The 12,117-nt window shown below is 71.3% G+C and carries 10 protein-coding genes and 1 riboswitch; of the genes, 7 read left to right on the plus strand and 3 right to left on the minus strand.

The window, feature by feature from the left end:
• Positions 1-264 precede the first annotated feature (264 nt).
• Genes P3W75_RS06760 through P3W75_RS06780 form a run of 5 tightly spaced genes read left to right on the plus strand, consistent with a single transcriptional unit; the run spans position 265 to position 5,534 of the window.
• Positions 265-795: a Csu type fimbrial protein gene (locus P3W75_RS06760; RefSeq protein WP_276226594.1), complete on the plus strand. Its 531-nt coding sequence runs from the start codon at positions 265-267 to the stop codon at positions 793-795.
• Between the two features lie 15 nt (positions 796-810).
• Positions 811-1,362: a Csu type fimbrial protein gene (locus P3W75_RS06765; RefSeq protein WP_276226595.1), complete on the plus strand. Its 552-nt coding sequence runs from the start codon at positions 811-813 to the stop codon at positions 1,360-1,362.
• 18 nt (positions 1,363-1,380) lie between these two features.
• The gene (locus P3W75_RS06770; protein WP_276226596.1) at positions 1,381-2,112 is read left to right on the plus strand and encodes a fimbrial biogenesis chaperone; all 732 of its coding nucleotides are present in this window, start codon (positions 1,381-1,383) and stop codon (positions 2,110-2,112) included.
• 8 nt (positions 2,113-2,120) lie between these two features.
• Positions 2,121-4,493 (plus strand): fimbria/pilus outer membrane usher protein, encoded by a 2,373-nt coding sequence (locus P3W75_RS06775; RefSeq protein WP_276226597.1) that lies wholly within the window; start codon positions 2,121-2,123, stop codon positions 4,491-4,493.
• A gap of 15 nt (positions 4,494-4,508) precedes the next feature.
• The gene (locus P3W75_RS06780) at positions 4,509-5,534 is read left to right on the plus strand and encodes a Csu type fimbrial protein (protein ID WP_276226598.1); all 1,026 of its coding nucleotides are present in this window, start codon (positions 4,509-4,511) and stop codon (positions 5,532-5,534) included.
• Positions 5,535-5,540: 6 nt separating this feature from the next.
• Here P3W75_RS06780 and P3W75_RS06785 read toward each other — a convergent pair whose 3' ends face one another.
• The 3 genes from P3W75_RS06785 to P3W75_RS06795 are packed head-to-tail and all read right to left on the minus strand — an operon-like array spanning position 5,541 to position 9,119.
• Positions 5,541-6,446 carry an ABC transporter substrate-binding protein gene (locus tag P3W75_RS06785; protein WP_276226599.1) on the minus strand — a complete coding sequence of 302 codons (906 nt, stop codon included), beginning with the start codon at positions 6,444-6,446 and terminating at the stop codon, positions 5,541-5,543.
• Positions 6,443-7,138, minus strand: a complete 696-nt coding sequence (locus P3W75_RS06790; protein ID WP_276226600.1) for a (2Fe-2S) ferredoxin domain-containing protein — start codon at positions 7,136-7,138, stop codon at positions 6,443-6,445. Before P3W75_RS06790 ends, P3W75_RS06785 begins: the two co-directional genes overlap by 4 nt.
• A 19-nt stretch (positions 7,139-7,157) precedes the next feature.
• Positions 7,158-9,119: a TonB-dependent receptor plug domain-containing protein gene (locus P3W75_RS06795; protein WP_430765346.1), complete on the minus strand. Its 1,962-nt coding sequence runs from the start codon at positions 9,117-9,119 to the stop codon at positions 7,158-7,160.
• 93 nt (positions 9,120-9,212) lie between these two features.
• A riboswitch (cobalamin riboswitch) is annotated at positions 9,213-9,419 on the minus strand.
• A 147-nt stretch (positions 9,420-9,566) separates the two neighbouring features.
• Between P3W75_RS06795 and P3W75_RS06800 the strand changes: the two genes are divergently transcribed.
• On the plus strand, positions 9,567-10,163 hold the full coding sequence (locus P3W75_RS06800) for a LemA family protein (RefSeq protein ID WP_276226601.1): 597 nt from the start codon (positions 9,567-9,569) through the stop codon (positions 10,161-10,163).
• A gap of 12 nt (positions 10,164-10,175) precedes the next feature.
• Positions 10,176-12,104: a M48 family metallopeptidase gene (locus P3W75_RS06805; protein ID WP_276226602.1), complete on the plus strand. Its 1,929-nt coding sequence runs from the start codon at positions 10,176-10,178 to the stop codon at positions 12,102-12,104.
• Positions 12,105-12,117 lie beyond the last annotated feature (13 nt).

Genomic DNA, 12,117 nt, shown 5'->3' on the forward strand with positions numbered 1-12,117 from the left:
CAGAACGGGCTCCCCAGGGAGCCCGTTCGCGTTTGTGTCCGGCACACCCCGCGGCGGGCCACGACGCCCGCCTCCCCCGCTCGCGCGCGCGCCCCTCCCCGACCACCGCCTGGACAAACCCGGATTTTCCCCAGGCGCCTACGCCGACATCCCGGTCCCTCATTCACTGCGGAAACCGCCCACCGTCGCCCGCCCGTTTTCGTCTCGATCTCCGTGGGCGCGGCTGTGGAGAATCCGCAGCCCGCCTATCAGGAGATCAGGAAAATGTCCCGTAATCGATCCGCGTATGCCCTCGCCGCTCTGCTCGCCTTGCCTCTGGGTCAGGCGCAGGCGGCGATCAGCGGCCAGGTGGAGGTTTCCCTCGAAATCGCCAGCGGCTGCCAGGTGACCCAGGGCAGCACCTCGAACGGCGTGAGCAACCAGTTCGGCTGGCTGGACTTCGGCCGCGCCGGACCGACCTGGGACAACGCGCTGAGCGCCCAACTGCTCGGTGAGCGCGACAGCACCCTGCAGGTGACCTGCGACCCCGGCATCGGCGCTTTCGACGTCCAGGTCGACGGCGGCCTGCGCAATGACCGAACGCTGGAAAACGGCAATGGCGAGCGCATCCCCTACGCGCTGTACGTGGACCCCGGCTACACCCAGGCATATCTGCCCAACCAGGCCTACGAATTCGCCGTCCCCGCCGATGGCATGCCCGTCGACGTGCCGATTTACGGCACCATCGCCCCCAACGCCAGAGCGATGCCCAGCGGCACCTACAGGGACACCCTGACGGTCACCCTGGAATTCTGACCCGGCGGCCAGCCCATGCCAGCGCCCGCCCGCCGGCCGCGACGTCGCGCCGTACCGCGCAGCAACTCGATGGTCGCGCTATTGCTACTCGCCCTGGCCGGCGTGCAGCAAGCCTACCCCGCGACCCAGGCCGGTTTCCGCGTCTCCGCCAGTGTCACCCGGGGCTGCCTGGTCAACCAGGCGGCCGCGGGCAATGGCGACGACTTCGGCCGCCTCGACTTCGGCCGGCACGCCACCGGCACCAGCGGCAGGGTCAGCGCCCGGCTTCTGCCCAACGACGCGATCACCCTCGATTGCACGCCGGGCGTGGACCTGCGCATGACGGTGGACGGCGGCCGACACTTCGACGGCGGCCGGCGCCACCTGGGCTCCGGCCAGGCTCGGCTTGCCTATCGCCTGTACCGCGACGCCGGGTTCAGCCAGGAAATCCCCGTCGGCACCAGCGTGCCCGTCGACCACAGCGCCGCCGGCGCCATCCGGTTGCCGATCAACGCCATTCTCCATCTGTCCGGCAGCCAGGCCGCCGGGCGTTACCAGGACGTGCTCACCGTGACCCTGTCATGGTGAGCGAGCCAGGGTCCCCCGATGCCTCTTGCCCTTCTTCTCGCGTTTCTTCTCGCCCCGCTCGCGACGCTGCCCGCCACGGCGCTGGCCGATAGTTCCATCCTGATCTGGCCGATCGACCCACGCCTGGAACCCGACCAGCGTGCCACCGCCCTCTGGCTGGAGAACCGCGGCAGCGGGAACGCGCTGCTGCAGGTGCGCATCTTCGCCTGGAGCCAGCGCGACGGCGAAGAACACTACCAGGCGCAGCACGAGGTGGTCGGCAGCCCGCCGATAGTCCGTGTCGAACCGGGCGCCCGCCAGCTGGTGCGCCTGACCCGCCTGGCGCCGAGTGCCGCAGGCAGGGAGCACGCCTACCGCATCCTCATCGACGAAGTGCCCACCCCGCAGGACGACGCGGTGGTCGGCGACGGCAGCGGCATCCGCTTCCGGATGCGCTATTCGGTGCCGCTGTTCCTCGCCGGCCCCGGCCTGCCGTCCACGGCGCCCCAGCCTGAGCTGAGCTGGCGCCAGGTCGAGACCGGCGGCAAGGCCTACCTGGAAATCAGCAACCATGGGGCGCACCACGCCCGCCTGACGCGGGTGGCCTTCAAGCGCGGCGACACCCGCCTGAGCATGAACGAAGGCCTGCTCGGCTACGTGCTCCCCGGCGGCCACCTGCGCTGGCCGTTGCAGCATCCGTTGGCCGGTGGCGAACGCCTGTGGGCGGAGATCAACGGCCAGCGCGGCGAAATCTCCGCCGCCCCCCGCTGATCCGCGCCATGACTCGGCTGAACCACTACCGTGCCGTTCTCGTCGGCCTGGCCCTGCTCGACGGCGAGTCCCCATCGGCGGCGTTGCCGCCCCCGCTCCCGCCGGAAACGAGCGCACGGGCCGAGGACGCCCGGCTGTACCTGGAGGTGCTGGTGAACCTGCGGCCGAGCGGCCTGGTGGTGGCCGTGGACCGACACCAGGGGCGGTTCCGCGTGGACGCGGCCGACCTGCGCGCCCTCGGCCTGCCGGTGACGCGCGAGGGTCCGCTCGACCTCGCCGAGCTGGCGGAAGTCGAAATGCGCTACGACGTCGCCAACCAGCGCCTGCTGCTGCAGGTGCCGGCGCACTGGCTGCCGCAACAGCACCTGCAACACGCCGCGCCACGCACCCGCATGCCGGCCCGCAGCAGCTTCGGCGCCCTGCTCGACTACCAGATGTACGCCAGCGCCCCGCGGCATGGCCAGGGCATCCACTCGGCCTGGACCGACCTGCGCCTGTTCGGCGACTTCGGCGTGTTCAGCCACAGCGGCGTCTACCAGCGCCCCTTCGGCGGTTCGGCACAGCGCAGCCGCTACCTGCGCTACGACAGCGGCTGGCGCTACACCGACGAAGAACGCGCCCTGACCTACGAAATCGGCGACCTGGTCAGCCGCACGCAGTCCTGGGCAACGCCCGTGCGCCTGGGCGGCGTACAGTTGTCCCGCGATTTCGCCATCCGCCCCGACATCGTCACCTATCCGCTGCCACGCTTCTCCGGCGAGGCGGCGCTGCCCAGCACCCTGGACCTGTTCATCGACGGCTACCGCAACAGCAGCTACCCGCTGCAGCCCGGTCCTTTCAGCATTGGCGGCCTGCCCTACATCAGCGGCGCCGGCCAGGCGGTACTGCAGACCACCGACGCCCTCGGCCGCCAGGTCTCCACCAGCGTGCCCTTCTACGTCAGCAGCGACCTGCTGCGCCCCGGCCTCAGCGATTTCGCCTTCAGCCTGGGCAGCCTGCGCCAGGGCTACGGCGAGGACGATTTCGCCTACGGCGCAGGCGCCGCCAGCGCTTCGCTGCGCCACGGCCTGAGCGACTACTTCACCCTGCAGGCCCAGGCCGAGGGCGCCGCCGGCCTCGCCATGGGCGGCGTCGGCGGCGTACTGCGGCTGGGCACCCTGGGCGTGCTCAACGCCGCCGCCAGCCATGGTCGCCTGGACGGCGACGGCGGGCGGCAGTTCAGCTTCGGCTACCAGTACAGCGCGCGCCGCCTCAGCCTCTCCGCGCAGCGCAGCCAGCGCGACGCCGACTACCGCGACCTGGCGCACCTCGCCCAGGAACGCCGGTGGCGCGGAACACCGGGCGAAGCCGACGAGCGAAGGCGACGCTACGCGCCTTCCCGACGCAGCACCCAGGCCACCGCCAGCCTGGCCCTGGATGACTGGGGCAGCCTGGGCACCGGCTACTTCGAGGTGGAAAGCGGTGACGGCAGTCGCACGCGCCTGCTCAATCTGTCCTGGAGCCGCTCGCTGTGGGGCGGCGCCAGCCTCTACCTGTCCGCCAATCGCGAGCTGGGCAGTGGCCGGTGGAGCAGCGTCGTGCAACTGGCGGTGCCGTTCGACCTGCGCGGCACCCTCAGCCTCGGTGTCGAGCGCAATGCCAGCGGGCGCGGCAGCCAACGCGTCGACTACAGCGCGTCGGCGCCCAGCGAAGGCGGCTTCGGCTGGAACCTCGGCTACGTCGACAACGGCGGCGCCGACGACTGGCGCCAGGCCGCGCTGAGTTGGCGAGGCGACCGCCTGCTGCTCCAGGGCGGCGTCTATGGCAGCGCGCGGGAGCAGACCCGCTGGGCCGACGCCAGCGGATCGCTGGCCTGGATGGATGGCGCGCTGTTCCCCGCCAACCGGGTGCACGACGCCTTCGTGCTGGTCAGCACCGATGGCCAGGCTGGCGTTCCGGTGCGCTACGAAAACCAGTTGGTCGGCCACACCAACGCCGACGGCCACCTGCTGGTGCCCTGGAGCAGCGCCTACTACCCCGGCAAGTACGAGATCGATCCGCTGGGCCTGGCCTCCAACGTCGTGGCGCCACTGGTGGAGCAGCGCGTCGCGGTGCGCGCCGGCAGCGGCTACCTGCTGCGTTTCCCGGTGCACCGGGTGCTTTCCGCGAGCCTGCTGCTGCACGACCGCCACGGCCAGCCGCTGCCGCTCGGCGCACAGGCCAGGGTCAACGGTGGCGCGCCGGTGCTCGTGGGCTGGGACGGGCTGGTCTACCTGGAGCAGTTGCAGGCGCACAACAGCCTGAACGTCACCCTGCCCGACGGCGGCACCTGCGGCGTCCGCTTCGAACTCGACCCACAGGCCACCGAACTGGTGCTGCTGGGCCCATTGCCCTGCCGCTGAACCCCGGAGTCGACCATGACCATACCGCGCTACCTGCTGTCCCTCCTGGCCCTGGCGCCGCTCACCGGCCTGGCCCATACCGTGACCGAGCAATGCAGGACCAACCCCGGCGCCGCGAGCTTCGGTACCCACGGCTCGATGAGCATCGCCAACGGCGCCACGGCCAGGCAGCTCTCCGGCGGCGCCTGGTGTGGCCTCAAGGGCTATCCGATCCGCGAGAACTGGATACGCCTGCGTCCGGAGAACCTCAACGGCGGTGTGCTGCGCAACGCCACCACGGGCGACGCCATCCCCTTCGAGCTGTACGGCGACGCGGGCCTGAGCCTGCGCCTGCAACAGGGCCTGCTCTACGACTATTCCCGCTTCCCGTTTCCCGACGGCACGCCGGACGTCTCGCAGTTCCCCCTGTACGCCCGCCTGAACCCGGCCAACGTAGCGCCCGGCACCTACAGCGCCAGCCTCCAGCTGCGCTGGCACTGGCGCATCTGCGTAGCCGGCCGCGTACTCGGCGCCTGCTACCTCCCCGGCTGGGACATCACGCCCGGGGTGAGCGGCGGCTGCATCGCCGAACTCTGCACCTCGGCGCCGACCGACTGGGGCACCGGCGTACTCACCAGCCTGCAACTGACGGTGCAGGTCAGCCGCGATTGCCAGCTCAGCGCGCCTGCCATCGACTTCGGTAGCGCGCCCCTGGTCGCCGGCTTCCGCCCGGTGCAGCAACGCATCCAGGTGCGCTGCTCCAAGGGCACGGACTACGACGTCGGCCTGAGCGACGGCGCTAACGCCAGCGGCGGCCAGCGGCACATGGCCAGCGGCGGCGACCGCCTGGCCTACGAGCTGTACAAGTCGACCAGCGGCAACGATCGCTGGGGCTCGGCGGGCAGCCAAAGGCGCCCCGCCAGCAGCGCCGAACTGAACCCCGGCGGCCTCGACGGGCTCACCTACCAGGGCTTCGACTTCCGCGCGGAAATCCTCCCCGACCAGCCCACGCCGCCGGCCGGCAGCTATAGCGACAGCGTGGTGGTCGATGTGCGCTTCTGAGCGGGTTCATGGGTACAGGGCCGCGGCCAGCTCGCGCGCCGCGCGGCCGCTTTCCACGCCCGGCACCAACTGGCTGAACGGCAGCCTCACGAAGCGCCCTTCGCGCACCGCGCGCAGCCGCGAGAGCAGCGGGTGCGCGCGCAGGTAGCGGACCTTTTCCGCCGCCGGCGACCAACGCGCGTCGGCCAGCAGGATCACATCCGGGTCGCCCGCGAGCAGCGTCTCGGGGCTGGCCAGATAGCCGCGCAATGCCACCGACTCGAACAGGTTGCGCGCCCCGGCGGCGCGCAGCAGCTCGCTGACGAAGCCGCGCCCACCCTGGCTGGCCAGGCCGGTGTCGCTGCTGTCGAGGTAGAACACCCGCAGCGGCGCGCGGCCATCGGCCCTGGCGGCCGCCGCGCGCAGGTCGGCCTGCTGGGCGTCGATCAGCGCCTGGGCGCGCGCCTCGACGCCGAGCAGCCGGCCCAGGGTGCGCAAGTCGTCGCGCACGCTGCCGAAGCCATCCCCCGACCCTTGCGCGCACGCCCCCTCCAGCAGGTAGCCGGCGATCCCGGCGGCGGCCAGCGCGGCGCGCCCGCGCCCGGGGTCGAAGGCGCTGGCGAAGCCGCCCACCACCAGGTCCGGGCGCAGCGCGTAGAGCAGCTCGCTGGAGGGATAGCGTGCCGACACCACCGGCACGCCGCGATAGCGGTCGCCCTGCAGCTGCGGCCCCGGATCGTCCAGATAGGCCACGCCCGCCAGCCGTTGCCCGGCGCCCAGTTCCAGCAGCAGGTCGGCGGCGTGCTGGTTGAGCGCCAGGATGCGTTGCGGTGTTCGCTCCAGCCGCCAGTCGCGGCCGCAGTTGCGGTAGTCCTCGGCGGCCAGGGTCGAGTCCGCCAACAGCAAACCGAGCAGCAGCACGACGGACTTCATGGCGCCCCCTCGATGAGCAGCTCGGCGACCGGCTCGCCGCCTTGCAGGTGCCCTTCCACGACGCGTAGCACCTGGGCTTCGTCACGCACGCCATACCAGCAGCGGTCCGGGTAGACCGTCAGCAGCGGCCCGCGATTGCACGGGAACTGGCAGCCGGTGCGGGTCAGCAACACGCCCTCGGCGGTCTCGATCAGCTCGCGCCGCGCCAGCTCGCGGCGCAGCGTCTTCCATAACGGCAACGCCCCGCGCCGCACGCAGCGCGGGCCGGTGCAGAGGAAGACCTGGCGCCGGTGCGGCGGTGGCGCCGACCAGTCCGGCTGCTCCGGCACCGGGCCGAGCGCGCGGCATTCCAGGCGCTGGCGGCCATCGTCGAGGGCCGCGCTGACCAGCCGGGCGTCCAGCCCGCGACGGCCCAGCGCCGCGGCGGTCACCTGGGGCGGCGGCGCCTGCGGGAAGGCGGCGGCCAGCTGCGCGACCTCGCCACGCAGCCAGTCGAGGTAGGCGCCGTCGCTGCTCGGCTCCAGGTCCACCAGCAACAGCGCCCGCCCCGCCCGCAGGTGGGCGCGGACGGCCGGCCACAGGCTGTCGAAACCGTCGCTGGTGTCGGCCAGTTGCACGGCGCCGCGCAACGCCTCCAGCTCGGTGCGGAAGGCCTCGCCCTGGGCTCCGGCGAGGGGCCCGACGAACAACACTGCCTGCTCCATGGCCACCTCAGAAGCTGAAGGTGTAGCGCAGCTCGGCGGTGCGCGGGCGGCCGAGGTTGTCGACCTGGCGCAGGCCGTTGCTGGTGCGGCTGGTGGCGTAGTCGCGGTCCAGCAGGTTCTCCAGCAGCAGGCTCAGGCGCTGGCGCCGGGCGCCGTCGAGGTAGTGGAAGGCGTCGCCGTCGAGCACCGTGTAGTGGCCGTAGTCGTCGCCCTGCGGGCTGACGATGGAGCCGACGTAGCGCAGCGCCACGCCGAAGCCCCACGGGCCCTGGTCGTAGCCCAGGCGGCTGCGGGCGAAGAACTGCGGAATGTTGTTGACGGTGACGCCCTCGCGGGTGTCCACCAGGTTGCGCGTGGCGTCGGCGGCGAGTTGCCAGCGCTCGCCCAGCTGCCACTGGCCGTTGGCCTCGACGCCGCGCACCTCGATCTCGCCGTCGCCGTTGACCCACTGGTCGCCGGCCAGGGTGATCAGGTCGGTGATCTCGCGGCGGAACAGCGTCACGCTGCCGCTCCACGGCTGGCCGAACAGCGCGCCGCTGTAGTCCAGGCCCAGCTCGGCGTTGCGGCTGCGCTCCGGCTTGAGGTCGCGGTTGCCGATTTCGTCGCCCGGCTCGTTGACGAACAGTTGCTCGGCGTTGGGCAGCTTGAAGGCGGTGCCCAGCTGGCCGCGCAGCTTGAGCTGGTCGCTGAGGTCGTAGAGCGAGGTGAGCATCCACACGGTGGCGCCCTCGCCGCCGGCCATTTCCTCGCGGCGCAGGCCCAGGCTCGGGTGCCAGTTCGGCAGCGCGTCCACCTGCGGGCGCAGTTGGGCGTAGAGGGCGTGGGACTCGGCCTGGTCGTTGTCGATGATGAGGACGTCGTCCTGGCCCTTGTACCACTGGTTGTCGCTGCCGAAGACCAGCTCGTGGCCGCCGCCCAGGCGCGCCTTGCCCTCCAGTTGCGCGCCCCAGTCGGTGAAGCCCCAGTAGTCGTCGTGGTTGAGCGTGCGGGTGCCGCCGCCCGCGACGTTGTAGATGCGCGTGTAACGCGTGTCCCAGTCGTTCAGGTGGGCCTTGGCGAACCAGCTGAAGTCGTCGTTCAGGCGCTGTTCGAAGGTCGCCGTGGCGATCTGCTGGACGCGGTCGTTGCTGGTGTGATGGTTGTCCGCCGGGCGGGCGAAGTCGAGGTCGGCATCGCTGTACTGGTAGAACAGCTCCAGCCGCGAGGCGTCGCCGAAGGCCTGGATGGCCTTGGCGCCGAACACGTTGACGTCGTAGGAGCGGCGCTTGTCGCTGACCGTGGCGGTCATGTCGCGGTCGCGGTACGGCTGGTAGCCGTCGGAGCGGTTGTGGCTGACGTAGGCCAGCAGGCCGAGGTCGCCCAGGCCGTTGCTGACCACCCGCTCCACCCGCGCGTCGGCGTCGCGGCCCCGGAAGCTGTCCAGGCCCAGGTTGACCTCGCCGGAAGCCTCGCGGCTCTGCGCGCGGCGGGTGACGATGTTGATCACCCCGGATACCGCCTGGGTGCCGAATAGCAGGCCCTGGCCGCCCTTGAGCACCTCGATGCGCTCCACCGCGGTGGTCGGCAGGCTGTCCAGGTAGAGGCCGCCGTACAGGCGGTTGTTCAGGCGCACGCCGTCCAGCAGGATCAGGGTGTCGTCGTTGCGCCCGCCGAGCAGCGAGTAGGTGCCGTAGTCGAAGGGGCCGTTCTTCGGCGCCACGAACAGGCCCGGCACGTACATCTGCAGCACGCGGGTGAGGTCGGCGCTGGGGCCGGCGCGTTCGATCTGTTCGCGCTCGATGACCTCGAGCTTGCTGCCGTAGCGGGCCATGTCGGCCACGGTGGTGGATTCCACCGAGGGCGCACTGACGATTTCGTCGCGCAGGCCCAGGGGTTCGGCGCTCAGGCACGGGCTAAGCCCGGAACTCAGCAGCAGCCCGGCCAGCCAGGGCGCGCGCCGGGAGACGGCGTGGAGATTGGGAGAATGCAAGGTGATCGCCTCGAAATGGGAATTTCGCAGGCGGCGCAGCGAGTCCCGGCGCGAGCGCGACCGGAATCCGGCTCACGCCCGCCCACCGCGGGTTTGCCAACAGAGTTCCAGGCCGGTCTCCGGGCTCGCGAGGGTCGTGGAGCGCCCGCCTTCCCATGCCGAAGCACAGTGGCCTGATGGACGCCCCGCTCGCTTACCGTTGCGGGGGCAGCGCCGGACTGATCGCCTGAAGGCGACGCACCGGCTTCCCGTTTCACCCCATGCACGGCGGCATGGGACACCTGGAACGGCGCGCATCTGACCAGAGCCGGCGGCGGAGCGTCAAGGGCGCGGTTGTCACAGCACGTGGCAGAACCCGAGCCGTCGCCGGCGTGAACTGGCTACTGGCCCATCGGGGGCTTTCCGCTATCATCGGCGCCACTTTCCGACCACAGAAAAGGATCTCCCATGTCGGTTTCTTCCCTGGTGACCCTGCTCGTCCTCGCCCTGCTGTTCTTCGGCGCCATCGCCATCTACAACCGCCTGGTGAGCCTGCGCGCACGCTACAAGAACGCCTTCGCGCAGATCGAGGTGCAGCTCAAGCGGCGCTACGACCTGATCCCCAACCTGGTGGAAACCGCCAAGGCCTACCTCAAGCACGAACGCGAGACCCTGGAAGCCGTGATCGCCGCGCGCAACGGCGCTGTGGCCGGGCTCAAGGCCGCCGCCGCGCAGCCCGGCGCCGCCGCCGGCATGGCCCAGCTGGCCAGCGCCGAGGGCGCCCTCGGTGGCGCGCTGGGGCGCTTCAACGCGACCCTGGAGGCCTACCCGGACCTCAAGGCCTCGCAGAACCTGCAGCAGCTCACCGAGGAGCTGAGCAGCACCGAGAACAAGGTCGCCTTCGCCCGCCAGGCCTACAACGACGCGGTGATGGAGTACAACGCCTATCGCCTGTCGTTCCCGGCGGTGCTGATGGCGGCGAACTTCGGCCACAAGGCCGACGTCGCGCAGCTGGAGTTCGCCGACAGCCAGCAGATCCAGGACGCGCCCAAGGTCAGCTTCTAAGGGCGGGCCGGCATGAATTTCTTCCAGCACCAGGACCGCGCCCGCCGCCAGACCGGCCGGCTGATCCTGCTCCTGGCCCTGGCCGTGGCCTGCCTGGTGAGCCTCACCAGCCTGGTGCTCGGCTGGCTCTGGCGCCACCTGGGCGAGCCCGGCACCCACTGGACCTCGCCGCAGCGCCTGCCGGACGCCGAGCTGTATGGCTGGGTGGCCGTGGTGGTGGTCGGCGTGGTGGTCGTCGGCGCCTGGTACAAGCAGCGCCAGCTGCGCCTGGGCGGCCGCACCGTGGCCGAACGCCTGGGCGGCCGGCTGATCAGCCTGGACGCCCGCGACGCCGAGGAGCGCCGGGTGCTCAACGTGGTCGAGGAAATGGCCATCGCCTCGGGCACCCCGGTGCCGCCGGTGTACCTGCTGGAGGACAACGGCATCAACGCCTTCGCCGCCGGCCTGACCCCGCGCGACGCGGTGATCGGCGTCACCCGTGGCACCATCGGCCTGCTCAGCCGCGACGAGCTGCAAGGGGTGATCGCCCACGAGTTCAGCCACATCCACCACGGCGACATGCGCCTGAACACCCGCCTGGTGGCGCTGCTGCACGGCATCCTGCTGCTCGGCCTGATCGGCGAAACCATGGTCCGCGGCCTGTGGGAAAGCGGCTCGGCCAGCGACGCCTCGCGGGTTCGCGTGCAACGCAGCAACAGTGGCAACGACAGTAGTTCCGGCTCGGCCCTGTCGCTCATCGCGGTGGCCTTCATCGCCGGACTCTGCCTGTGGCTGCTGGGTTCGGTCGGCACCTTCTTCGGCAGCCTGATCAAGGCCGCGGTGAACCGCCAGCGCGAATACCTGGCCGACGCTTCGGCCGTGCAGTTCACCCGCAACCCGGAGAGCATCGCCGGCGCGCTGAAGAAGGTCGGCGGCTACGGCTCGATGCTCGCCGCGCTGAACCGTGCCGAATTCAGCCACCTGTATTTCAGCGACGGCCTGGCCAGCCACTGGTTCGGCTTCGCCACCCACCCGCCGCTGGAGTCGCGCATCCGCCGCCTGCAGCCGGGCTGGGATGGCCGCTACCCGAAGGTCGAGCCGCGCCTGGACACCCCGCTGGTGGACCGCGAGACCTGGAACGCCGCGCTGCGCGGCTACCCCTCGGGCGCCGCGCTGGCGGCGGTGGAAGCCATCGGCGAGCCGGCCGAGGCGCACCTGGAAGCGGCCCGGCAGACCCTGCGCCAGCTGGACGACGGCCTGCAGGTCGCGGCGCACCGCATCGACGGCGCCGAGGCGCTGGTCTATGGCCTGCTGCTGGACACCGAGAACGGCGCCCGCGAGCAACAGCTGCAGCTGCTCAAGCCGCGCCTGGGGCTCGACGTGGCCTTCCAGTTCGACCTGCTGGAAGAACGCCTGCGCGCCCTCGACCCCGGCCAGCGCCTGCCGCTGCTGGACCTGGCCATGCCGGCGCTGAAGCAGCTGGATGACGGGCAGTACGAAGCCCTGCGCGGCAACATGGCGCTGCTGATCAAGGCCGACCGCAAGGTGAAGCCGCTGGAGTGGACGCTGCTGCGCATCGTCGAGCGCAACCTGCGCCCGGGCCCCGCGCGCATCGGCAACCTGCCGCTGGCCGAGTTGGGCGACGAGGCCGCCAGCCTGCTGGCGTTCCTCGCAGGGGTCGACAGCGGCGACGCCCTGCACGCCGAGCAGGCCTTCGCCCAGGCCTGGGCCGGCCTGCCCTTCGCCCCGCGCGAACGCCCGCAAGGCGGCAGCCTGCGCGAGCTGGAAGTGGCGCTGCGGCGCCTGGTGCAACTGCGCCCGCTGCAGAAGCCGCAGTTGCTCAAGGCCATGGCCCGCTGCGTCGAGTGCGACGGCCGGGTCAGCGTCGCCGAGGCGGAGCTGATGCGCGCAGTGGCCGACATCCTCGACTGCCCGATGCCGCCGCTGCTCGGCAACCTGTAATCACCCCATACCC

This window comes from Pseudomonas citronellolis (assembly GCF_029335315.1).
Lineage (GTDB): Bacteria > Pseudomonadota > Gammaproteobacteria > Pseudomonadales > Pseudomonadaceae > Pseudomonas > Pseudomonas citronellolis_A.

Coding starts and splice junctions, on each gene's coding strand:
- P3W75_RS06760 (WP_276226594.1), top strand. CDS start 265: ATGTCCCGTAATCGATCCGCGTATGCCCTCGCCGCTCTGCTCGCCTTG.
- P3W75_RS06765 (WP_276226595.1), top strand. CDS start 811: ATGCCAGCGCCCGCCCGCCGGCCGCGACGTCGCGCCGTACCGCGCAGC.
- P3W75_RS06770 (WP_276226596.1), top strand. CDS start 1,381: ATGCCTCTTGCCCTTCTTCTCGCGTTTCTTCTCGCCCCGCTCGCGACG.
- P3W75_RS06775 (WP_276226597.1), top strand. CDS start 2,121: ATGACTCGGCTGAACCACTACCGTGCCGTTCTCGTCGGCCTGGCCCTG.
- P3W75_RS06780 (WP_276226598.1), top strand. CDS start 4,509: ATGACCATACCGCGCTACCTGCTGTCCCTCCTGGCCCTGGCGCCGCTC.
- P3W75_RS06785 (WP_276226599.1), bottom strand. CDS start 6,446: ATGAAGTCCGTCGTGCTGCTGCTCGGTTTGCTGTTGGCGGACTCGACC.
- P3W75_RS06800 (WP_276226601.1), top strand. CDS start 9,567: ATGTCGGTTTCTTCCCTGGTGACCCTGCTCGTCCTCGCCCTGCTGTTC.
- P3W75_RS06805 (WP_276226602.1), top strand. CDS start 10,176: ATGAATTTCTTCCAGCACCAGGACCGCGCCCGCCGCCAGACCGGCCGG.